The following is a 19,570-nucleotide window of genomic DNA, read 5'->3' on the forward strand; positions in this document are numbered from 1 at the left end:
GAAACAGCCATATGTCAACTATCGCCGACATAAGCGGCAGCTCCAGTTCCGGCCAACTCTCGGCCATTACCGGCAGCTCCAGCCTCGGCAAGGAAGATTTTCTGACCTTGCTCGTCGCCCAGCTGCAAAACCAGGACCCACTCAACCCGTCCGACCCCACCGAGTTCACGGCGCAACTGGCTCAATACAGTTCCCTGGAACAACTGATGTCGGTCAATGAAAATATTGAAAACCTGGCCAGTACCTCTCAGAACCAGCAGCAGCTCTCCGCTCTGGGATTAATCGGCCGGGAAGTCGTCGTTGAACAAGGCGAGTTCCAGTTGGGAGACAGCGATGTCACCCTGGGTTATCAACTCGATGCCCAGGCCGACCGAGTGGAACTTCACGTCCAGGACAGCCGCGGCAAAAGCCTGGCGGTAATTAAACCGGCCGAAATGACGGCCGGCAGCCACTTCGTCAGCTGGGATGGCACTGACAGTAACGGCCTGCCCATCGCTAAGGGCGACTACACCCTGTCGGTCCTGGCCCTCGACGCCGATGAAGAGGGGATCAGCAACCAACCGCTGATCAAGGGACAGGTGACCGGGGTCGATCTCGACGGATCGCAAAGTACCCTGGTTACCAACGCAGGCAGTTATTCGCTCAACAAAGTCAAAAGCATCAGGGAGCTTTGATCATGAGCGATAAAATCACCCTGATCCCACAACCAATCGTGCCGCCCTCCGCAAGGACCGGCGGAAAGATCAATCGACAGAATAAACCGTCCGGAGCGTCCTTTGACGAGGTATTCAGCAAAGAGCTGAAAAACAGCGAAATCGGCTTTTCCCGGCACGCCCAGCAACGTATGGCCAGTCGCAATATCGACCTCTCACAAACAGAACTTGCCCGACTGAATGAAGCTGTCGGCCAGGTTCGAGCCAAAGGAGGGCGCGACTCCCTGGTGATGCTCAACGACAATGCGTTGATCGTCAGTGTCAAAAACAACCAGGTGGTCACCGTGGTCGACAAAGACAGCCTTAAAGACAACGTTTTTACCAAAATCGACAGCGCAATCATCGCTTAACCGAACCGGTCCTCTCGCAGGAGGTTCGCGGACCACCGACCGACAGACGTGGTCCCATTATGGAGGATAAAATATGGCTATCTCAAGTTCACTTTACAGTGGCATCAGCGGCCTGAATACAAACGGCAATGCCATGGCGGTTATCGGCAACAATATCGCCAACACCAACACCATCGGCTTCAAATCCAGTCGCGCAGTCTTTTCCGACCTGCTCTCCGCTAGCATCAACGGTTCCGGCGGCGCTTCCCAGGTCGGCCGCGGTACCGGCCTGTCCAGCGTCGACAACATTTTCGGCCAGGGCACCTTTGAAAGCACCGAGTCGAATACCGATATGGCCATCGAAGGAAACGGAATGTTCGTGTTGCGCGAACCATCCAACACCACCAACTACTACTCCCGTGCCGGTGCCTTTCGTTTCAACGGCGATGGCTACCTGGTCAATCCTGAAGGGTTTCGGGTGCAAGGCAAAGAATTCGACGCCAACGGCAACCTGAGCGCCGGTGACCCCACCGACGTGCAGGTGAACATCAACACGGGTATCCCTGCCAGCATGACCGCCAATATGACCCTGTCGACCAACCTGGACGCCAACTCCGCCGCCGTCAGCGCCACCGAACGCATCAACGGCGTCTCCATTCCGAGCGCTGCCGTACTTGCAGGCGCTACAGTCACCGCAACCCTCACTGTTGATGATGACGGAGGGACTCCTTACGCCGCCGCCGATCTCTCCGGCGACATCGGCGGTTACGCCGTAGGCACCCTTACCCGGATCGACAGTACCACCTACACAGTTGACTTTACCGTCGCCGTCGACACTGCGGACCCCAGCACCCTGACGCCCAACGCTTCCATTATGACCGACACCTTTTCTGTCGACGATCCGGCCAGCTACAACTACGCCTCATCGACCACGGTCTACGATTCCCTCGGTAACACCCACATGCTCACCACCTACTTCACCAAAGTGGCTGACAACACCTGGGATTACAATATTGTCGACGAAAACAACAACACCGTCGCCAGTTCCGGTGGCACGCCGCTGACCTACGATACCGGAGGTGAACAAACCGGCGGCGGAACGATTACGGTCAGCGGACTTAACTGGGGCGGCGGTACCACCGTACAGGACATTGCCCTCAGCCTTGACACCACCCAGTACGCTAATGAATCGCAAGTTCTATCCCAGGATCAGGATGGCTACGGCGCCGGCAACCTGATGAAAATCAGCATCGACGAAACGGGCACCGTGACCGCCAACTACTCTAATGGCGAACGAATCAAAGTATCCCAAATCGTACTGGCCAAGTTCGCCAATTTCAACGGCCTGACCAAGCAGGGGCAAAACCTGTTTTCCGCCACCGACGCCGCCGGACCACCCCGTACGGGGATCCCGGGCCCGGAACTGGGCAACCTGTTTACCAACGCCCTGGAGCAGTCGACGGTTGACCTGGCGGCAGAATTCGTCAAAATGATTACCACCCAACGTGGTTTTCAGGCTAACTCACGGGTCATCACCACCACCGATGAGATGCTTGGCGAATTGATTAATCTCAAGCGGTAAATATCTGTCAAATTTATGACCAAACCATGAGCCGCCCCTGCTGACAGGGGCGGTTTTTTTATTTATGTCAGCCTATTGACGTTTAAAGCAATTCCAACCGCTTGATTTAGAAAGGGTTTATCCAGCCATCTCGGCAAGCGCACTATTTTTACTGCAACTGGCACACTCCTTGTAAAAGCATACTCGCAAAGACTACTGCGTCTCCTTGCCCCCAACTTGTTTTATAAAAGGTTTTGTATTCATGGATCTCTCGACCATAGTTGGTATCGTTGCCGCCTTCGGCCTGATGGTGATGGCCATTGTGCAGGGTGGCAGCATCATGTTGTTTGTCAACACCCCGTCGTTGATCATCGTTATCGGCGGTACCATCGGCGCCACCCTGGTCAATTACCCCTTCAGCGATGTTATGAGCACCTTATCGGTCATAAAAAAGGCCTTTAAAACTCAAAAAGCCTCCTCTTCCAGCCGTATTGAACAACTCATCCGCTTCGCCGGCAAAGCCCGCAAGGAAGGGGTTCTGTCCCTGCAATCCGTAATCAGCGAGGTAAACGATCCATTTTTCATCAAAGGTCTGCAAATGGCTGTCGATGGCCAGGAACCGGACAACCTCAAGGAAATGCTCGATCGAGAAATTGAATATATCGAGGAACGCCACGGAAAAGGAGCGAACATTCTGCTGGCAGTCGGTGGTATCGCCCCGGCAATGGGCATGATCGGCACCCTGATCGGTCTGGTGCAGATGCTGCAGACCATGAACGACCCTTCCAGTATCGGCCCGGCCATGGCGGTCGCCCTCTTGACCACCTTTTATGGAGCCGTTATCGCCAACGTTCTATGCATGCCCTTGGCGGGCAAACTCAAGAACCGCTCGGCCGACGAAATTCTCGATAAAACATTGGTCGCCGAAGGGATGAAATCCATTCTGGAAGGTGAAAACCCGCGAATCATCGAGCAGAAACTGCATGCCTTCGTCGCCCCCAAGGAACGTCAGTCGAATTTCGGAAAAAAGGGATAGTTAACCATGGCCCGCAAGAAAAAAGCTGATGAAGGCGGCGGGGGAGCCCCAGCATGGCTGGTTACCTATAGTGACCTGGTCACCCTGCTGCTGACCTTTTTCGTATTGCTGCTGTCCATGGCCAACATGGATAAAATGAAATTTAACGATGCCCTCGGCTCCCTGAAAGGGGCCTTCGGTTTATCCGGCAGCGTCGGCAAAATCGATATAACAAAACCGAAAGTCATCAGTTTTGCGCCCATGGACGATGATTTCATCAACCGGCTCTATCAAAAGGTCAACACGGCTCTCACGCGGCTGCGCATCGACAAGGATATTGACCTGGTCAAGGACCGCGGGGCCGTCGTATTGCGTGTTAAAGAATCGATTCTGTTCGACTCCGGGTCAACGCTTCTCAAGGCCGAAGCCCATTCAATCTTAAGAAAAATTGCCGCCTTGGTTAAGCCCCTGCCGCTGAACATGCGCATCGAGGGGCATACGGATGATTTATCCTCAGCAAACCCGCAGTCGTCCAACTGGGATCTGTCAGTGCAAAGAGCGGTCAGCACCCTTAAGTTTTTTGCCAGCGAAAAACTTATCCCTTTAGAGCGGATGTCGGCGGTTGGTTACGGTGCTCAACAACCTATCGTTCCTAATACCAGCAACGAACAACGTGCTCTGAACCGGAGGGTTGAATTTGTGCTGGAGAGCCTGGGCCACTACAAAAAGGAACTCCCCTATTTGATCGATGCAAATGACCAACTACCTTTCTAACCAGGAGTAATCGAACCAATGGCTGACAAGGAGACCAGCACCGAAGCCGGTGCCGAAAAAAAATCAAAAAAGATGCTGTTTATTATTATCGCCGCAGCAGTCCTCTTGCTTGGCGGAGGTGCCGCAGCCTTTTTCTTGCTCAAAGGAGATGATCCGAACGCTGCAGCACTCCAGGCACCGGATGCTGCCCCCACCACCACGGCACCAAGTGCAGCCGGGGCCATCGGTCCCATGGTGGAGATTGAGCCGTTCATTATCAACATTCTCGATGAGGAGGGCACCCGCTATCTGAAGGCCGCCATTACCCTCGAAGCCAATAATGAGCCTGTTGTTGAAGAAATCACCCAGCGCATGCCGCAAATCCGCGATGCAATCCTGTTGCTGGTTGGCAATAAGACCTTCGGGGAACTAGCCGACCTGCAGGGTAAATTACAGTTGCGCAGCGAAATTCGCGAACGCCTGAACAAAATTCTGACAGGTGGACGCGTTCAAAAAATTTATTTTACCGAATTTGTCGTCCAGTAGAGGCTCCCGTGGAACGCATCCTTTCTAAAGATGAAATTGCTGAACTGCTTTCGGCGGTACGTGCCGGAGATGTTGCCGTTGACGGCGAGCTCACCACTTCCGGCGGTGTCTCCAAGGTCAACAAACTCGACCTGGTCTTTAGCCACAACACGCGTAAGTGCAAATTCGACAATTTAGACATTATTCTTGACACCTTCGCTCGAAATTACGGCATCTCACTGACCAATTGTCTGCAACATTCAACCTTGGTCAAACGTGAAGCAATCGAGGCGTATGAATTCGAGGGTTTTCTACAACGGCTCAAAAGCAATGAGGCCATTGGCATAATCCATCTCGACCCTTTACGCTGGGGCGGCCTACTGATTTTTAACGATGCACTCGCGTTCTATCTGGTAGAAAAACTGCTCGGGGGCAACGCGGACGCTCAGCAGACTCTGCCAGACCGACCCATGACCGCCATTGAGCGTTCGGTATTGAAAAGATCCTTTAGCGATGCCTGTCTCGATCTGGAAAAGGCTTTCCTGCCCCTGGAAAAGCTCGACAGTTCGCTGGCCAAAATCGAAAGCAACCCGCGACTGGTGAACATCGTACCACCCGACACCCAGATTGTGGTCTGCCGGTTTTCAGTGAAAATTCGTAATTTGACCGGGGAGATCAGACTGGCTATCCCCTTGCCCTCGCTGGAACCGTTGCGAACTAAAATGCGCGACCAGATGGGACCGTTAAACAAGGCCACCGATTCGAGCTGGCAAAAACATGTCGAGGCCGCCCTGCCGGACATGGAAATGGACATCACGGCCCAACTGGCTGAAGTCGCATTACCCGTGCGGGACATTCTAAACTTTCAGGTCGGCGATATCATCGACTTGGGAAAAGACCCGTCAGGCCCTCTGTTGGTGCTGGTCGAAGGCAAGCCAAAGTTTGTTGCCCGAGCCGGTGCCTTTAAAGGCAAAAAGGCCGTTCGCCTCACTGAACGTATTAAAGACAAAATAAATCCGCAACCAACCGACTAAAGAGGTATCTCAATATGTCTGACAACCAAAACCAAAGTGATGTTCAAGCGAACCCGGTCAGTAATGAAAACAAAGATCTCGGCTTTTTGCTCGATATTCCTCTACAGGTGTCGGTAGAAATCGGCCGGTCCCGAATCCTGATAAAGGACCTTCTCCAAATGCAGGAAGGCTCCATTATCGAGTTAGAGAAGCTGTCGGGAGAACCCCTCGACTTGTATGTCAACGAACGACTCATTGCCCGTGGTGAAGCCGTATTGGTGAAGGATAAATACGGTATTCGCCTGACCGATGTGGTCAGTCCGTCGGAACGCATAGAGAACCTGGGATAAGCAATCATGCTGCTCTGTTCCCTGCTGCTCCTGTTACCCGTCACGGCTCATGCGGCCGCCGAAACTCCCGACCCAATGATCGGCAGCGGTTTGCGCATGCTGGTGGGCCTGCTGGTGGTCCTCGGCCTGATGTTGTTACTCTACGCCCTGAGCAAGCGGGGCTTGCGCTGGCTGCCCGGCAACCGCGAAGGGAAAATCCGGATTCGGGAAACCCGTCCCTTAGGAGCTAAAAAGGCCCTCTGTCTGGTCGAAGTGCAAGGCCGCGAGCTCCTTCTCGGTGTGAGCAGCGAAGGAATCAATCTCCTTTGCGAGCTTGAACCCCAGCAAGGTCAATCTTTTGAACAAACCCTTCAAAGTCAGAACCAAGAAGGTCTTAAATGAAACACATTACCATCATAACCAGCACTGTTACCCTGCTGCTTTTGCTGCCGGTTCTGGCCGGGGCCGAGGGTCTGCCGACCATTACCGTTGGCATCGGCCAAACGGCCGACCCCGGTCAGACCTCAACCGCCCTGCAGATTCTGATGGTGTTGACCGTCCTTTCCATGGCGCCGGCAATTCTGCTGATGACCACGGCCTTTATCCGCCTGGTAGTGGTATTGTCTTTCGTTCGACAGGCCATGGGCACGCAGCAAATGCCGCCAAATCAGATCATTATCGGCCTGGCTCTCTTTTTAACGTTTTTTATCATGGCACCTGTCTTCACTCAGGTTAACGAAAAGGCCCTGCAACCGTACCTCGACAAAAAGATCAGCCAGGAACAGGCTCTAAATGAAGCCGTCACCCCCATGCGTGAGTTCATGTTTAAGCAGACCAAGGAAAAGGAGCTGGGGTTGCTGATGGAGATCGCCGGTCAGCCGGCGCCGGAGAACCAGAAGGATGTGCCGACTATGACCCTGATTCCGGCCTTTATGCTGTCGGAACTCAAACGGGCTTTTCAGATTGGCTTCATGGTCTACATCCCCTTCCTGGTTATCGATATGATCGTTGCTTCAGTCCTGATGTCCATGGGCATGATGATGCTGCCACCGGTCATTATTTCCCTGCCCTTCAAGTTGTTACTCTTTGTCCTGGTCGACGGCTGGAACCTGGTGGTCAGCTCTTTGGTCCAGAGCTTCCTCTAAGAGGGATTATTTATAATCCTGCACTATTGAAAGGAACCCTCCATGAGCCCTGAATATGTCACCGGACTCGGACGTCAGGCCGTCGAAACCATTTTACTGGTAGCAGCCCCCATGCTGCTGGCCGGACTTGGCGTCGGCCTGCTGGTCAGTATCTTTCAAGCCGCGACCCAGATCAACGAACAGACCATGACCTTTATTCCGAAAATCGTCGCGGTTTTCGTCACCCTGCTGATCTTTGCTCCCTGGATGATCAAGATCCTGCTCAGTTTTACGACCAGCGTGCTGACCCGTATCGCCACCGTTGGCGGCTGAGACCTGTCATGCCTTTTCCTGCCCTTTCTACGGAAACTTTCGGCCTGTTTCTTGTCTGTGCCGCACGGGTTGCCGCCTTGATGAGCAGCATTCCGGTCTTCAGCAGTGCGCAAACGCCTATGCAGTTAAAGGCCGGTTTATCCCTGACCCTGTCTTTGTTGGTTTTCCCAATCATTTCACCGATGATAACAAGCCTGCCCCAAACACCTATCGGGTTAGGCTTGCTAGTTGGCCAAGAGGCCCTGCTTGGCTTTATTCTCGGCTTTATGGGGCGCTTAATTTTTACCGCCGTTGAGTTCGGCGGCACCATCATCGGCTACCAAATGGGTTTTGCCGCGGCCAACGTCTTCGACCCGCAGAATCAGCGTCAAATATCGCTGATGTCCCAGTTTCAAAGCGTCTTCGCCATTCTGTTGTTTCTGGCCCTCGACGCCCACCATCTGTTTCTGCGGGCGATCGTTCATTCCTACCGGCTTCTGCCTCCGGGACAACTCAACCTTTCCGGTGGCGCGATCCCGTTTCTGGTAGACCTGACCGGTAACATGTTTGTCCTTGCGGTCCGTTTCAGCGCGCCGATCCTGGCGCTGCTGCTGCTATCTGGCCTGGTGCTCGGCATTATGGCCAGAGTCTTCCCTCAACTCAATGTGTTCATGCTGTCCTTTCCGGTCAACATCGGATTAGCCCTGCTGGTCATAGGTTTGACATTCCAGATGGTTTCCACCCTGCTGATGCGCGAGTTCAATCTGCTCGGTGAGCGTTTTATGCATATATTTCAACTGCTGGGGGGAACCTAAATGGCTAACGACTCCGCCGGCGAACGTACAGAACAGGCCACAGCCAAACGTCGCTCCGATTTTCGCGAAAAAGGCCAGGTGGCCCAAAGCAAAGAGGTACAAACCGCGGCTATGATGGCCACGACTTTATTGTTGTGGTTTTTCTACGCTCCGATGTTCTGGAAAAAGCTCTCTGTGTCTTTGGCCGGCATATGGAAGATTTGCGCCTCCTATGAAGTGACTCCCAATGCCATCGTCAACCTATTTGCCTTGGTGCTGCAACAAGGCGGCCTCTTGCTGGCACCCCTATTTTTACTGGTACTTGTGGTCGGATTTTTCTCCAGTGTATTCCAGATAGGCTGGCTTTTTACCGGCAAACCACTGCAACCCGACTTTTCCAAGCTGAATCCCATCGCCGGTGCCGCCCGCTTCGTTTCCAAACGTTCACTGGTCGAAGTTGTCAAATCCTTGGCAAAGGTACTGCTCATCGGGGCAGTAGCTTACAAAGTGGTCTTCAATGAATTCGATCAAGCTTTGTTGCTGATTGATATGGAAGTTGTCGATACTGTTCGCTTCCTGGGACGGGTCGCCACCAACGTACTGATAAAGGCTTGCGGCATCGTGGTACTGCTGGGACTGTTCGATTTTCTGTTCGTTCGCTGGGAGATGGAACAGAAAATGAAGATGACCAAACAAGAACAAAAAGAAGAGTTCAAAGAGGCAGAGGGCGATCCCCATATCAAGTCCCGCATCCGTTCCTTGCAGCAACAGATGTCCCGAAAGAGAATGATGGCGGAAGTTCCCAAAGCGGACGTTATCGTCACAAACCCGACTCACCTTTCGGTAGCCTTACGCTATGACCGTCAAACCATGGATGCTCCGCAAATTGTGGCCAAAGGTGCGGACCATATAGCCATGCGGATTCGAGAAATCGCCACCGAAAATCACATACCCTTGGTGGAGAACAAACCTATTGCCCGCACACTCTATAAAGTGGATATCGGTCAACCGGTCCCCGAAGAGATGTTTAAGGCCGTCGCCGAAATTCTGGCTTATGTTTATGGTCTTCCAGGACGGAAATAAATTTAAACGAGGATAGGCTTCATGTTTGAGCAACTAATACGACAGGACTGGAAAGAGAATCTGCTGCGCAGCGATGTCATGGTGGCGGTCGGCCTGGTCTCCATTTTGCTGCTGATGATCATCCCCCTGCCTTCCTTTCTGCTGGACATCTTTCTGTCTCTAAACATCACCATTTCTCTACTGGTGATGATTATCTCCCTCTACACCTTGAGGGCGCTCGATTTTGCAATCTTTCCATCACTGCTGCTGGCCACGACCCTGTTTCGTCTCTCCCTGAACGTCGCTTCGACCCGCCTCATCCTGCTGCACGGCAACGAAGGACCGGATGCGGCCGGTTCGGTAATTCAGAGTTTCGGCCAGTTTGTCGTCGGCGGTAACTATGTGGTCGGTATCGTTATTTTTACGATTCTGGTAATCATCAACTTCATGGTTATCACCAAGGGCGCCGGTCGTGTTGCCGAAGTCGCAGCCCGTTTCACCCTGGATGCCATGCCCGGTAAACAGATGGCCATCGACGCCGACCTCAACGCCGGCCTGATCACCGAAGACGAAGCCCGCACCCGCCGCCAGGAGGTCTCCGAGGAAGCCAGTTTTCACGGCGCCATGGACGGTGCCAGTAAGTTCGTTAAGGGCGATGCCATCGCCGGTATCATTATTACCCTGATTAATATCGGCGCCGGCTTCGTCATTGGCGTTCTGCAAAAAGGCATGCCGGCCGCAGATGCCGCCGCCAACTACACCATTTTGACCGTCGGTGATGGTTTGGTCGGCCAGATCCCGGCGCTGATCATCTCCACCGCCGCCGGTATCCTGGTCACCCGTACTGCTGGCAGTGAAGATTTTGGCAACCAACTCAAAGGCCAATTCACCATTCATCCGCGAGCTCTCTGGATCGTTTCCGGCGTGCTCTTTGGTTTTGCCCTGATTCCCGGCCTGCCCTTTATTCCGTTTTTAGTGTTATCCCTTCTGCTGGCATTCATTGCTTTCCGGGTTCAACAAAGCCAGGCGGCCGAAAAATTTGCCGCCGCTGAAGAGATTCCCGAAGCACAGCAACCGCAGGATGACAACTACGAGGAAATGCTCAATATCGACCTGCTGGAACTTGAGGTCGGTTACGGGTTGATCCCCCTGGTCGATGCCGCCCAGGATGGTGAACTATTACCGCGCATCCGCTCGATTCGCAAACAGTTCGCCCTCGACAGCGGCTTTATTGTCCCGCCCATCCATATCAAAGATAATTTACAGCTGAAGCCGAACGAATATTCCATCCTGCTGAAGGGCATTGCCATCGCCGGAGGCGAGATTATGCCCGGCCACTTCCTGGCCATGAATCCCGGTTTGGCCAGCGAGCCCCTAAAGGGCATTGCCACCACCGAACCGGCTTTTGGCCTGCCTGCTACCTGGATCAGCGAGGATAAAAAAGAACGGGCTCAAATCGCAGGTTACACGGTGGTTGACGGCACTACGGTAACCACCACTCACATCAGTGAAATCATTAAACGTCATGCCCATGAGCTGATTGGCCGGCAAGAGGTACAGAACTTGCTAAATAACTTTGGCAAGAGCTATCCGAAGCTGGTTGAGGAACTGACACCCAACCTCTTGCCACTGGGGACGATCATGCGGGTTCTACAAAATCTATTACGAGAACAGGTCTCGATCAGGGACTTGCGCACGATCCTCGAGACCCTGGCAGACTGGGCACCGAGCATGACCGATGCCGACCTGTTGACTGAACAGGCTAGGCAGGCTATGGCCCGCTCGATCAGCGGAAACTACGCGGATGACAGCCAAACATTGTCGCTGTTGACCTTGGATCACGAGCTTGAGGAAACTCTTCAGGATTCCGTTCACCGTACCCAGGACGGAAGCTATCTGGCCCTCGACCCGAATAAGGCGCAGGCATTCCTGGAAGGCCTCAGCGAAACCATTCAATCCATGGGCAACGGCGCGACACCTGTGTTGCTCTGTTCGCCAACAATTCGACTGCATGTCAAAAGGTTGACCGAACGCTACATTTCCAACCTCGTGGTCTTGTCCCATAACGAAATCGCCCCGCACCTAAAAGTGCGCTCGGTAGGAGCTGTGTCGATCAATGCTGGTTAAAGTATTCGAAGCGGAAAATATGCCGGATGCCCTGAAGAAAGTTAAAGAAACTTTGGGCTCCGAGGCTCTGATTCTCTCAACCCGTACGGTACGCAAAGGGATGGGAGTATTTCGCAAACCCATCTATGAGGTAACAGCGGCCATCGATTCGGACGAATCACCACGGCAGCCGCAACCTCAGCGTGAGAGCAAAAATGCTCCGGTCTCCCGACCGGAAAGGGATGAAGACGAGATCACCTACCAGCAACTCTGGAAGCAACGCAAGGTAGTCGACCCCCTTGAAGACGAAATCAGAGAGCTTAAGAACCAGGTTGCCAGTCAGGACCTGGGGACTGTACGAGATGAAATCGACGAACTCAAAGCGTTGATTAAGCAACTCTCTGAACAACCGGCAGCGCAGCCTCCTGGACCGCAAACGCCGCCCCCGGCGATAATGACCCGTGAAGTTGCAGCACGACGAGTTCGCAAGCCGACTGCCGACAGTTCAAGCGGCGATGATATTCAGGAAATGGCCCTGCTGCGTAATAATTTGACCAACTACGGTATCGACGCCGAAGCGGCCGAAGCCATCGAACAGTACGCCTGGGAAACCCTCTCGCCCCAACAGATGCAGAACCAGGAGCGGCTCAAGGAATTCTACTCCGACGCCGTTCAATCTCTGGTACGAGTGACCGGTCCCTTCCACTGTGCCTCCAAACAAAGGCGTATCGCCCTGGTCGGACCGACCGGTGTGGGAAAAACAACGACCATCGCCAAGTTGGCTGCCAACCTGCTGCTGCAAGGAGGCATCCGTATCGCCCTGGTGACCATCGATACCTATCGTATCGCCGCAGTAGAACAGCTCAAGGTTTACGGCGAACTGATGAATGTACCGGTAGAGGTAGTTATTACTCCGGAACAACTACAGGAGGTCTTTGCCCGTCATCAAGACAAAGATCTGATCCTCATCGATACCGCCGGGCGTAGCCCCAAGGACGAAGTGAGCATCACCGAATTGAATAAGTTTCTCGGCCCCGAATCCGCCACCGAGAACCACCTGGTGCTGGCCGCCTCCACGCGAGACAGCGAACTGCAATCTACAGTGGTCAACTTCGGTCGTTTGCCTTTGCACAGTCTGGTTTTCACCAAACTGGATGAATGCGACCAACGCGGCTCGCTGTTGAACGTGCCTCTTCATCAGGACCTGCCCCTATCCTACCTGACCAATGGCCAACGAGTACCGGAAGACCTTTTGGTTGCGGACCCCGCAGCCGTGGCTGGTTTTGTCATTCAACAACCATAAAGAGAACAGATTATGAGCGCGACTCACGAATTATCAGATCAAGCTGAAACCTTACGGTCTTTGCAGGAGCAACTCGTTGATCATTCTCCGGCCGAGACCGGTAATCATACGCCACCCCGCGTCTTCACCGTTACCAGCGGCAAGGGTGGCGTGGGCAAAACCGCCGTTGTAGCCAACATGTCTATCGCCTTGGCCAAGCAAGGCAAAAAGGTGCTGATTATCGACGCCGATCTTGGCCTGGCCAACATCGATGTAGTCTTCGGCCTGACGCCTCGATTTAACCTTAACCATTTTTTCTCCGGTGAACGACATCTGGCGGAAATCATGGTCGAAGGTCCCCTCGGCATCAAAATTCTGCCGGCAGGATCCGGAGTGCAGCAGTTCACCAACCTGGATGGCGGCCAAAAGATGCGTTTCATGGAAGAGCTCGACAATCTGCATGAGTCTTTTGACATCGTGCTTATCGACACCGAAGCCGGCATTTCCGAAAATGTCACCTACTTCAGCGTCGCGGCACATGACATTCTTATGGTGACTTCTCCCGATCCAACAGCCATCACCGATGCCTATGCCCTGATGAAGCTGCTCTCGACGCGCTACCATCAAAAGGTCTTTTCTCTGATTGTCAATTCCGTGACCAACAACGAAGAAGGCCTTGAGGTCTACCAAAAACTCACCACAGTAGCCAACCGCTACTTGTCGATTTCCATCGATTACATGGGCTGCATCCCCTTCGACAAACGGGTGCGTGAATCCATTCGGCGGCAGCAGCCGATGATTAATCTCTATCCGACCAGCAGAACCAGCAATGCCTTTACGTCTTTTGCCAAGGGCTTGCTGGTCATGCCGCAGGACTTGCAGCCTAAAGGCACGCTGCAGTTTTTCTGGAAAAGGCTCATGACCATGACCCCCGAGGAGATCTGATGAAGGCAGCGGTTCCTTACAGCCCACCGGGAGCAGACGCTAAAGACCGCCTGATCAAGGCACACCTTTATATGATCAGCTTCTTGGCCGACCGCATGATAACGCAGGTGCCGGCCTTCATGTCCCGGGAAGATATCGCCAGCGCCGCCATGCTCGGTCTGGTTGATGCTGCCGGAAGATTTGACCCCGGTCAGGGCGTTCTGTTCAAGACCTTTGCTGAAAAACGCATGCGCGGTGCCGTCCTCGACGAAGTACGACGCATGGATTGGTTTTCTCGCACCCTGCGCAAAAAACAGGGGCAGATTCAAAAAGCCATTGATGATTTGGTCCGCACCCTGGGACGCGACCCGGAAGAACATGAAATCGCCGCAGAGCTCGAAATGAGCCTTGAGGAATATCGCCAATTGCTTTCAGAAACCAGTCACCTCGGCTGCGTCAGCCTGCATGAAACCATTGGCGAATCGGAACATGGCCCCAGCCTGTTGGACAACCTGGTAAACGAAGGGGATAAAACCGCCCTGGAAATGCTGGAAACCAGTGAACTGGCCCAACAGTTGGCGGAATATATCGATCGACTGTCGGAAAAAGAGCGTCTGGTGGTAACCCTCTACTATTACGAAGAATTGAGCCAAAAGGAGATTGCCGAAGTACTGGAAATCTCCGAGGGGCGCGTTTCACAGCTGCACAGCCAGTCGCTGATCAAGCTAAAAAATCACATCGGGCGCAGCGCCAAGCAACAACGCAGCCCCCTTAAGCGCTGACAGAGAATTACCAATGGCCCTGTTCACTCTCCATCCAACTTTGCTCTTGGCAAGCACCCTGATCGCAACCATCTGTGCGCTGACCCTGGCTATGCAATTGCGGCGAGTTAAAAAGATTCTGGCCCAATGTCGCACAGAGTTGGCCAACGCAGCCTTGGGTTCGTCTGAAACCGCGCCTGACATAAAAGTCCCGCAGGCAAAACCACAATCTGCGGATTTCACCGATTCACTGCACCAGGCGACCCTTAAACAACGTCTGGAAAAAGGCCCTGACTGGCGTCAACCTCCGGAAAAATACCGCTATGCCGCCGCCCTTGCGGACCAGGGCATGGACGCCGAAGGCATAGCTGCGGTACTGCAGTTTCCCATTGAGGCCGCGCAACAGATTATCACCTTAAAAAGTGCGGCACAAATCGACCCGGCAACAACAGGTCCCGATAAATGAAGCTAAAGAAACTGCACTAAACGGTCGAAAAACAGTTTAACTGCAACACTTGCAAAAGGACTCGTCATGAGCAGCGGACAATACAGCGCACTTTCCGGCGCCCTGACCCGAATGAAACTGATGGACTCCATCAGCGACAACCTGTCCAACAATAAAACCGTTGGTTTTAAAAAATCCCGGGTGGTCTTCGAGGCCAAACTGGCCGCAGCCCAAAACCTGCACAGCAACGCCGCCCTGTCCCTCACTCGGGCCAAAGAAGGATTAACCGACTACGGCCAGGGGCCATTGGTTCGCAGCGGAGTTCCAACTCACGTGGCCATCGATGGGCCTGGTTTCTTTAAAGTACAGGAAGATGCAGATACCGTCTGCTATACCCGCCAGGGCAATTTCCGTCTGGATGAACTCGGTACTTTGGTGAATGGAGCCGGAATGAAAGTTCTCGGCGAAGATGGCAAACCGATCCTGCTGGACAACCCCGATGTCCTGATTAACGAAATGGGCAATATCCAACTGGCGGATGGCGGTGTCAAACCATTGCCCCTGTATACCTTTGACGACCAGGCGGTTATGCAGAGGAAGGGTGGCGGCTTGTTCAGCGTCAGCAAAGAAGACATTCAAGACTATGAACAGCGAGTCCTGGAACCCCGGATTCTTCAAGGACAGATTGAGGACTCTAACGTCAATATGATGCAGGAAATGGGCAAGATGATCGAAACGATGCGGGCCTTCGAGGCCTGTCAGAAAATGCTCAAAAACTATAATACGCTGGCCGAAAAATCGATTCAGATCGGCAAAATCGGCTAACCGATAGCATAACCAAGGAGAAATTCGATGATCAGGGCATTGTGGACCGCAGCCACCGGCATGGAAACCCAGCAGACCAACATGGACGTTATCGCCAACAACCTGGCCAACGTTAACAGCGCTGGATTTAAGAAGAGCCGCGCGGATTTTCAGGATATTCTCTATCAAACAGTTAAGATTGCCGGATCTTCTTCCTCTCCCGGAGTAGAAATTCCCACGGGGGTCCAGGTCGGTCTCGGTTCCCGGGTTGCCGCAGTACAAAAAATCTTTACCACCGGAGATATGCAACAAACCGGTAACGATCTCGATGTGGCAGTCGAAGGTTCCGGCTTCTTTCAGATCTCCATGCCCAGCGGCGAAACAGCCTACACTCGAGCCGGCGCCTTTAAGAAAGACGGCACCGGACGCCTAGTTACCTCAGACGGCTATCCTCTCTATCCTGAAATCGTCATTCCGGAAAATGCGACTCAGGTTTCCATCGGCCAATACGGCACCGTGGAAGTCTTTCTTGACGGCGAAGCCACTCCGACCGAGGTTGGTACCATCGAATTGACCCGCTTCAGTAATCCTGCCGGTCTTGAAGCTCTGGGCCACAACCTGTTCGGCGAAACTCCGACCACCGGTGCGCCGGCAATCGGCACCCCGGGCGATAACGGTTTCGGCATTCTGGCCCAGGGATTTCTGGAAGGCTCCAACGTCAATATCATGGAAGAAATGGTCAACATGATCGCCGGACAACGCGCCTACGAAATCAATTCCAAGGCCATCAAAACAGCGGACGATATGCTGCAGATGACCAACAACCTCATGTAATGATGACAATATGAATTTTGCGCTGCGCTTATCCGCCATCATCTGTTTGAGCTGTCTTTTGTCCCTCCCCCTGATCCGGGTGGGACACGCCGCCGCAGTTGAGAGGCAACAACAGATTGTCATCAAACCTGAGCAGGTGCAAAAACACCTTGAGGATTACCTGGATCAACACCGCAGTAAAATGCCTCAGGTCAAACTCCGGTTCCGTCATCTCCGTCTGCCAAAAGCCTTTTCGGTTCCAGCCGGTCGCCTGACCTGCGAAATCAACCCTTCGAATCCTCGAGTTCTGTCGAGCAGCCGTTTTAATCTGATTTTCCGGGTTGACGGAAAGGCGGTGAAGAACCTCGCCGTCAGTGCGACCCTCGAGGCCCTCGCAGAAGTCGCTGTCGTTGCTGGCGACCTGCAGCGCGGCACGATTATCACGGAACAACACATTGAGCTGGCCGAAAGGGACCTCAACCGCCTGCGGGCCCCCTGTTTCGATAGCGGCGAACTCCTCGGCAAACGCCTGAAGCGCTCCCTGCGCAAAGGCGATGTTTTTGAGCGATCGGCCGTGGCCTTTCCGCCGATGGTGAAACGAGGAGAGATTGTCACCATCACGGCCCAAAAAGGAGCGTTGACCGTTACCGCTAAAGGCATGGCCCAGCAAAACGGCAATGCCGGAGACATGATCCGAGTACGCAACATCAGTTCGCAAAAAGACCTGATCTGCAAAGTCGCCGGCCCGGTTGCGGTGACCGTGGAGTTATAAACTATGAATAATCGACTACTCAGCCTGATCTTCGGTGCCCTTTTGCTCTCCGGATGCGCTGCCCGTGCCCCTTTTCCAACCACCGAACTTCCTTCGGATAACGCTCCTGAAATAACCGTGGAAACGCCACAAACCAGCGGTTCTTTATGGACCGAGAACAAGGGCAGCCTGTTTGGTGATATCAAAGCCCGTCAGATTGGCGATATCCTGACCGTGGCAATTTTTGAACAAGCCAGCGCCAGCCGAGAGGCAACGACGGAGACCGGCCGTTCCAGCAGCAGCGAAGCCGGGATCAGTAAGTTCCTCGGTTTTGAAACAGATTTCAGCAAGATCAACAGCGCCATCGACCCAACCAGCCTGATCGCCACCAACTACGATAATGATTTCAAGGGATCCGGCAGTACTTCGCGCAAGGAAAATCTGGTTGCGACCCTTTCGACCCGAGTGGTTGAGGTTTTCCCTAACGGCAACCTGCGTATCGAAGGAGGTAAGACGGTCACGGTCAACCATGAGGAGCAGATTATCGTCCTGACCGGCATTGTACGCCCCAACGATATTTCATCACAGAATGTGATCGACTCCAAATATGTACTCGACGCCAAAATCGCTTACACCGGCAAAGGAGTCATCAGCGATAAACAGCGTCCAGGCTGGATGACACGTATCCTCGACAACGTCTGGCCGTTTTAACTGAACTTCGGTGTCAAAGAAGTTTTAACTGCGAAGAAAATCGTCTCACGCCCGTTCGCTGCGCTCACTCAAGCCGCAAAGACGCAAAGAAGGTCAAAATCGGGTTTTCTTGGCGGCTTTGCGGCTTGAGCGACTGAAAGGAGCGGGCGTGAGATATGATTTGGCTTTTGACTTTAAGTTTTTAACTGAATTTTGCCAGAAAAGAAGTCGTTATTATCCCATCGGGAGCTTCCGGATGAAAGAATTCCAGAAACATATTTTCGCCGATTTTCTAACCGGTTGGCCGTTCACCCTGCTGCTAATCCTTTTGCTGCTCCCTTCTGTCGCCACGGCGGCACGCATCAAGGATATCGCTCAGATCGAAGGAGTGCGCAGCAACCAACTGGTCGGCTACGGTCTGGTCATCGGCCTCAACGGCACCGGCGACAGTGATAGTACTCAATTTACCGTGCAGTCGCTGGTCAATATGATGGAGCGTCTCGGGGTTACTGTGAGCCGGGATGACGTCAAGGTCGACAACGTGGCCGCGGTCATCGTTACCGCCGAACTGCCGCCCTTTGCCAAGGCCGGCACCACGATCGATGTGACGGTCTCCTCCATTGGCGATGCCGACAGCCTGGCCGGCGGCAGTCTGCTCATGACCCCCCTTAAAGCACCCGATGGAAATATCTACGCTGTCGCTCAGGGGCCTTTGATCGTCGGTTCCCTGGCCTTTGGCGGCAAGGCGGCCAAAGTGCAGAAAAACCACCCAACCGTCGGCCGTTTACCGGGCGGTGCGCTGGTGGAAAGGGAAATCCCCTTTACCCTGAACCCCGACAGCCAACTTCGCTACCAGCTTGCGGAAGCCGACTTCACTACCGTATCCCGTATCGCAGCAGTGATTAACAATCACTTTAAGAGCCCACTGGCGACTCCTGTTGACAGCGCAAGCCTGAATGTTGCTATCCCCTTGCCCTACCGGGAACGATTAGTGGATTTCGTCGCCACCCTCGAAGGCCTGCCGGTTCAACCCGATGCCACGGCCAAAATCGTGGTCAATGAGAAGACCGGCACCATCGTCATGGGCGAAGGGGTCCGTATCGCTACCGTAGCGGTATCCCACGGCAATCTCAATCTGGTCATCAGCGAATCGGCCGAAGTCTCCCAACCCTTCCCCTTTTCCCAAGGAGAAACGGTCGCAATACCGCAAACGGACATTGCCGCATCTGAAGATGAAGGCAACCTGGTGGTGTTGCAAATGGGGGTCAGTATCGGCGATGTGGCTCAGGCACTCAACGCCATTGGCGCCACCCCGCGTGATTTGATAGCCATCTTCCAGGCCATTAAGGCTTCCGGCGCATTGCATGCCGAGCTGGTGGTTCTGTAGGACGGTTAAAACCCAAAAGCATTTACCGCAGAGGTCGCAAAGAACGCCGAGAAAAACCAAACATCAAAAAAATATCC

Annotated in this window: 23 protein-coding genes; all 23 read left to right on the plus strand. The window is 53.6% G+C overall.

Going from position 1 to position 19,570, the window contains the following annotated elements:
- The first annotated feature begins 11 nt into the window (after nucleotides 1-11).
- The 23 genes from A7E78_RS05445 (at nucleotide 12) to A7E78_RS05555 (ending at nucleotide 19,493) form a co-directional block, all read left to right on the plus strand.
- A complete protein-coding gene (locus A7E78_RS05445; RefSeq protein ID WP_072283287.1) occupies nucleotides 12-674 on the plus strand; it encodes a flagellar hook assembly protein FlgD in 663 nt (220 codons plus the stop codon).
- A 2-nt stretch (nucleotides 675-676) separates the two neighbouring features.
- Nucleotides 677-1,063: a TIGR02530 family flagellar biosynthesis protein gene (locus A7E78_RS05450; RefSeq protein ID WP_072283288.1), complete on the plus strand. Its 387-nt coding sequence runs from the start codon at nucleotides 677-679 to the stop codon at nucleotides 1,061-1,063.
- A gap of 73 nt (nucleotides 1,064-1,136) precedes the next feature.
- The gene (locus tag A7E78_RS05455; protein WP_072283289.1) at nucleotides 1,137-2,624 is read left to right on the plus strand and encodes a flagellar hook protein FlgE; all 1,488 of its coding nucleotides are present in this window, start codon (nucleotides 1,137-1,139) and stop codon (nucleotides 2,622-2,624) included.
- Between the two features lie 241 nt (nucleotides 2,625-2,865).
- A complete protein-coding gene (locus A7E78_RS05460) occupies nucleotides 2,866-3,639 on the plus strand; it encodes a motility protein A (protein ID WP_072283290.1) in 774 nt (257 codons plus the stop codon).
- Nucleotides 3,640-3,645: 6 nt separating this feature from the next.
- Nucleotides 3,646-4,392: a flagellar motor protein MotB gene (locus tag A7E78_RS05465; RefSeq protein WP_072283291.1), complete on the plus strand. Its 747-nt coding sequence runs from the start codon at nucleotides 3,646-3,648 to the stop codon at nucleotides 4,390-4,392.
- 18 nt (nucleotides 4,393-4,410) lie between these two features.
- The gene (locus A7E78_RS05470; RefSeq protein WP_072283292.1) at nucleotides 4,411-4,917 is read left to right on the plus strand and encodes a flagellar basal body-associated FliL family protein; all 507 of its coding nucleotides are present in this window, start codon (nucleotides 4,411-4,413) and stop codon (nucleotides 4,915-4,917) included.
- Nucleotides 4,918-4,925: 8 nt separating this feature from the next.
- Entirely contained in the window at nucleotides 4,926-5,930 is a 1,005-nt protein-coding gene (gene fliM / locus A7E78_RS05475) for a flagellar motor switch protein FliM (RefSeq protein ID WP_072283293.1), read from the plus strand.
- Between the two features lie 14 nt (nucleotides 5,931-5,944).
- Entirely contained in the window at nucleotides 5,945-6,259 is a 315-nt protein-coding gene (gene fliN, locus A7E78_RS05480; RefSeq protein ID WP_072283294.1) for a flagellar motor switch protein FliN, read from the plus strand.
- 6 nt (nucleotides 6,260-6,265) lie between these two features.
- Complete coding sequence (fliO, locus tag A7E78_RS05485; RefSeq protein WP_072283295.1) at nucleotides 6,266-6,640, plus strand: flagellar biosynthetic protein FliO; 375 nt, start codon at nucleotides 6,266-6,268, stop codon at nucleotides 6,638-6,640.
- Complete coding sequence (gene fliP, locus A7E78_RS05490; RefSeq protein WP_072283296.1) at nucleotides 6,637-7,383, plus strand: flagellar type III secretion system pore protein FliP; 747 nt, start codon at nucleotides 6,637-6,639, stop codon at nucleotides 7,381-7,383. The genes fliO and fliP overlap by 4 nt, the downstream gene beginning before the upstream one ends.
- A 42-nt stretch (nucleotides 7,384-7,425) precedes the next feature.
- Nucleotides 7,426-7,695, plus strand: a complete 270-nt coding sequence (fliQ, locus tag A7E78_RS05495) for a flagellar biosynthesis protein FliQ (protein WP_072283297.1) — start codon at nucleotides 7,426-7,428, stop codon at nucleotides 7,693-7,695.
- A gap of 8 nt (nucleotides 7,696-7,703) precedes the next feature.
- The gene (fliR, locus tag A7E78_RS05500; RefSeq protein WP_083552741.1) at nucleotides 7,704-8,489 is read left to right on the plus strand and encodes a flagellar biosynthetic protein FliR; all 786 of its coding nucleotides are present in this window, start codon (nucleotides 7,704-7,706) and stop codon (nucleotides 8,487-8,489) included.
- Nucleotides 8,490-9,551, plus strand: coding sequence for a flagellar biosynthesis protein FlhB (gene flhB, locus A7E78_RS05505; protein WP_072283299.1), 1,062 nt, complete (start codon nucleotides 8,490-8,492; stop codon nucleotides 9,549-9,551). It abuts the gene before it with no gap.
- 21 nt (nucleotides 9,552-9,572) lie between these two features.
- Nucleotides 9,573-11,657, plus strand: a complete 2,085-nt coding sequence (flhA, locus tag A7E78_RS05510; protein WP_072283300.1) for a flagellar biosynthesis protein FlhA — start codon at nucleotides 9,573-9,575, stop codon at nucleotides 11,655-11,657.
- On the plus strand, nucleotides 11,647-12,939 hold the full coding sequence (gene flhF / locus A7E78_RS05515; RefSeq protein ID WP_072283301.1) for a flagellar biosynthesis protein FlhF: 1,293 nt from the start codon (nucleotides 11,647-11,649) through the stop codon (nucleotides 12,937-12,939). Before flhA ends, flhF begins: the two co-directional genes overlap by 11 nt.
- Nucleotides 12,940-12,951: 12 nt before the next feature.
- Nucleotides 12,952-13,863, plus strand: coding sequence for a MinD/ParA family protein (locus tag A7E78_RS05520; RefSeq protein ID WP_072283302.1), 912 nt, complete (start codon nucleotides 12,952-12,954; stop codon nucleotides 13,861-13,863).
- Entirely contained in the window at nucleotides 13,863-14,624 is a 762-nt protein-coding gene (locus tag A7E78_RS05525; protein WP_072283303.1) for a FliA/WhiG family RNA polymerase sigma factor, read from the plus strand. Before A7E78_RS05520 ends, A7E78_RS05525 begins: the two co-directional genes overlap by 1 nt.
- A gap of 13 nt (nucleotides 14,625-14,637) precedes the next feature.
- Nucleotides 14,638-15,069: a hypothetical protein gene (locus A7E78_RS05530; protein WP_072283304.1), complete on the plus strand. Its 432-nt coding sequence runs from the start codon at nucleotides 14,638-14,640 to the stop codon at nucleotides 15,067-15,069.
- 66 nt (nucleotides 15,070-15,135) lie between these two features.
- Nucleotides 15,136-15,873, plus strand: coding sequence for a flagellar hook-basal body protein (locus tag A7E78_RS05535; RefSeq protein ID WP_072283305.1), 738 nt, complete (start codon nucleotides 15,136-15,138; stop codon nucleotides 15,871-15,873).
- 27 nt (nucleotides 15,874-15,900) lie between these two features.
- Nucleotides 15,901-16,686 (plus strand): flagellar basal-body rod protein FlgG, encoded by a 786-nt coding sequence (gene flgG / locus A7E78_RS05540; RefSeq protein WP_072283306.1) that lies wholly within the window; start codon nucleotides 15,901-15,903, stop codon nucleotides 16,684-16,686.
- Between the two features lie 10 nt (nucleotides 16,687-16,696).
- A complete protein-coding gene (gene flgA, locus A7E78_RS05545) occupies nucleotides 16,697-17,437 on the plus strand; it encodes a flagellar basal body P-ring formation chaperone FlgA (protein WP_072283307.1) in 741 nt (246 codons plus the stop codon).
- A gap of 3 nt (nucleotides 17,438-17,440) precedes the next feature.
- The gene (locus tag A7E78_RS05550; protein WP_072283308.1) at nucleotides 17,441-18,127 is read left to right on the plus strand and encodes a flagellar basal body L-ring protein FlgH; all 687 of its coding nucleotides are present in this window, start codon (nucleotides 17,441-17,443) and stop codon (nucleotides 18,125-18,127) included.
- A gap of 235 nt (nucleotides 18,128-18,362) precedes the next feature.
- The gene (locus tag A7E78_RS05555; protein ID WP_072285055.1) at nucleotides 18,363-19,493 is read left to right on the plus strand and encodes a flagellar basal body P-ring protein FlgI; all 1,131 of its coding nucleotides are present in this window, start codon (nucleotides 18,363-18,365) and stop codon (nucleotides 19,491-19,493) included.
- Nucleotides 19,494-19,570: the final 77 nt, after the last annotated feature.

The sequence above is a fragment of the Syntrophotalea acetylenivorans genome, from assembly GCF_001887775.1.
Classification (GTDB): Bacteria; Desulfobacterota; Desulfuromonadia; order Desulfuromonadales; family Syntrophotaleaceae; genus Syntrophotalea_A; species Syntrophotalea_A acetylenivorans.

Excerpts from the sequence above, each read along its gene's own strand:
- fliQ (WP_072283297.1), top strand. The coding sequence starts at position 7,426 with ATGAGCCCTGAATATGTCACCGGACTCGGACGTCAGGCCGTCGAAACC.
- A7E78_RS05535 (WP_072283305.1), top strand. The coding sequence starts at position 15,136 with ATGAGCAGCGGACAATACAGCGCACTTTCCGGCGCCCTGACCCGAATG.
- A7E78_RS05465 (WP_072283291.1), top strand. The coding sequence starts at position 3,646 with ATGGCCCGCAAGAAAAAAGCTGATGAAGGCGGCGGGGGAGCCCCAGCA.
- A7E78_RS05470 (WP_072283292.1), top strand. The coding sequence starts at position 4,411 with ATGGCTGACAAGGAGACCAGCACCGAAGCCGGTGCCGAAAAAAAATCA.
- A7E78_RS05460 (WP_072283290.1), top strand. The coding sequence starts at position 2,866 with ATGGATCTCTCGACCATAGTTGGTATCGTTGCCGCCTTCGGCCTGATG.
- A7E78_RS05450 (WP_072283288.1), top strand. The coding sequence starts at position 677 with ATGAGCGATAAAATCACCCTGATCCCACAACCAATCGTGCCGCCCTCC.
- fliR (WP_083552741.1), top strand. The coding sequence starts at position 7,704 with ATGCCTTTTCCTGCCCTTTCTACGGAAACTTTCGGCCTGTTTCTTGTC.
- A7E78_RS05550 (WP_072283308.1), top strand. The coding sequence starts at position 17,441 with ATGAATAATCGACTACTCAGCCTGATCTTCGGTGCCCTTTTGCTCTCC.
- A7E78_RS05530 (WP_072283304.1), top strand. The coding sequence starts at position 14,638 with ATGGCCCTGTTCACTCTCCATCCAACTTTGCTCTTGGCAAGCACCCTG.
- flhF (WP_072283301.1), top strand. The coding sequence starts at position 11,647 with ATGCTGGTTAAAGTATTCGAAGCGGAAAATATGCCGGATGCCCTGAAG.
- A7E78_RS05455 (WP_072283289.1), top strand. The coding sequence starts at position 1,137 with ATGGCTATCTCAAGTTCACTTTACAGTGGCATCAGCGGCCTGAATACA.
- flgG (WP_072283306.1), top strand. The coding sequence starts at position 15,901 with ATGATCAGGGCATTGTGGACCGCAGCCACCGGCATGGAAACCCAGCAG.
- A7E78_RS05525 (WP_072283303.1), top strand. The coding sequence starts at position 13,863 with ATGAAGGCAGCGGTTCCTTACAGCCCACCGGGAGCAGACGCTAAAGAC.
- fliP (WP_072283296.1), top strand. The coding sequence starts at position 6,637 with ATGAAACACATTACCATCATAACCAGCACTGTTACCCTGCTGCTTTTG.
- A7E78_RS05555 (WP_072285055.1), top strand. The coding sequence starts at position 18,363 with ATGAAAGAATTCCAGAAACATATTTTCGCCGATTTTCTAACCGGTTGG.
- flhB (WP_072283299.1), top strand. The coding sequence starts at position 8,490 with ATGGCTAACGACTCCGCCGGCGAACGTACAGAACAGGCCACAGCCAAA.
- flhA (WP_072283300.1), top strand. The coding sequence starts at position 9,573 with ATGTTTGAGCAACTAATACGACAGGACTGGAAAGAGAATCTGCTGCGC.
- fliO (WP_072283295.1), top strand. The coding sequence starts at position 6,266 with ATGCTGCTCTGTTCCCTGCTGCTCCTGTTACCCGTCACGGCTCATGCG.
- A7E78_RS05520 (WP_072283302.1), top strand. The coding sequence starts at position 12,952 with ATGAGCGCGACTCACGAATTATCAGATCAAGCTGAAACCTTACGGTCT.
- fliN (WP_072283294.1), top strand. The coding sequence starts at position 5,945 with ATGTCTGACAACCAAAACCAAAGTGATGTTCAAGCGAACCCGGTCAGT.
- A7E78_RS05445 (WP_072283287.1), top strand. The coding sequence starts at position 12 with ATGTCAACTATCGCCGACATAAGCGGCAGCTCCAGTTCCGGCCAACTC.
- flgA (WP_072283307.1), top strand. The coding sequence starts at position 16,697 with ATGAATTTTGCGCTGCGCTTATCCGCCATCATCTGTTTGAGCTGTCTT.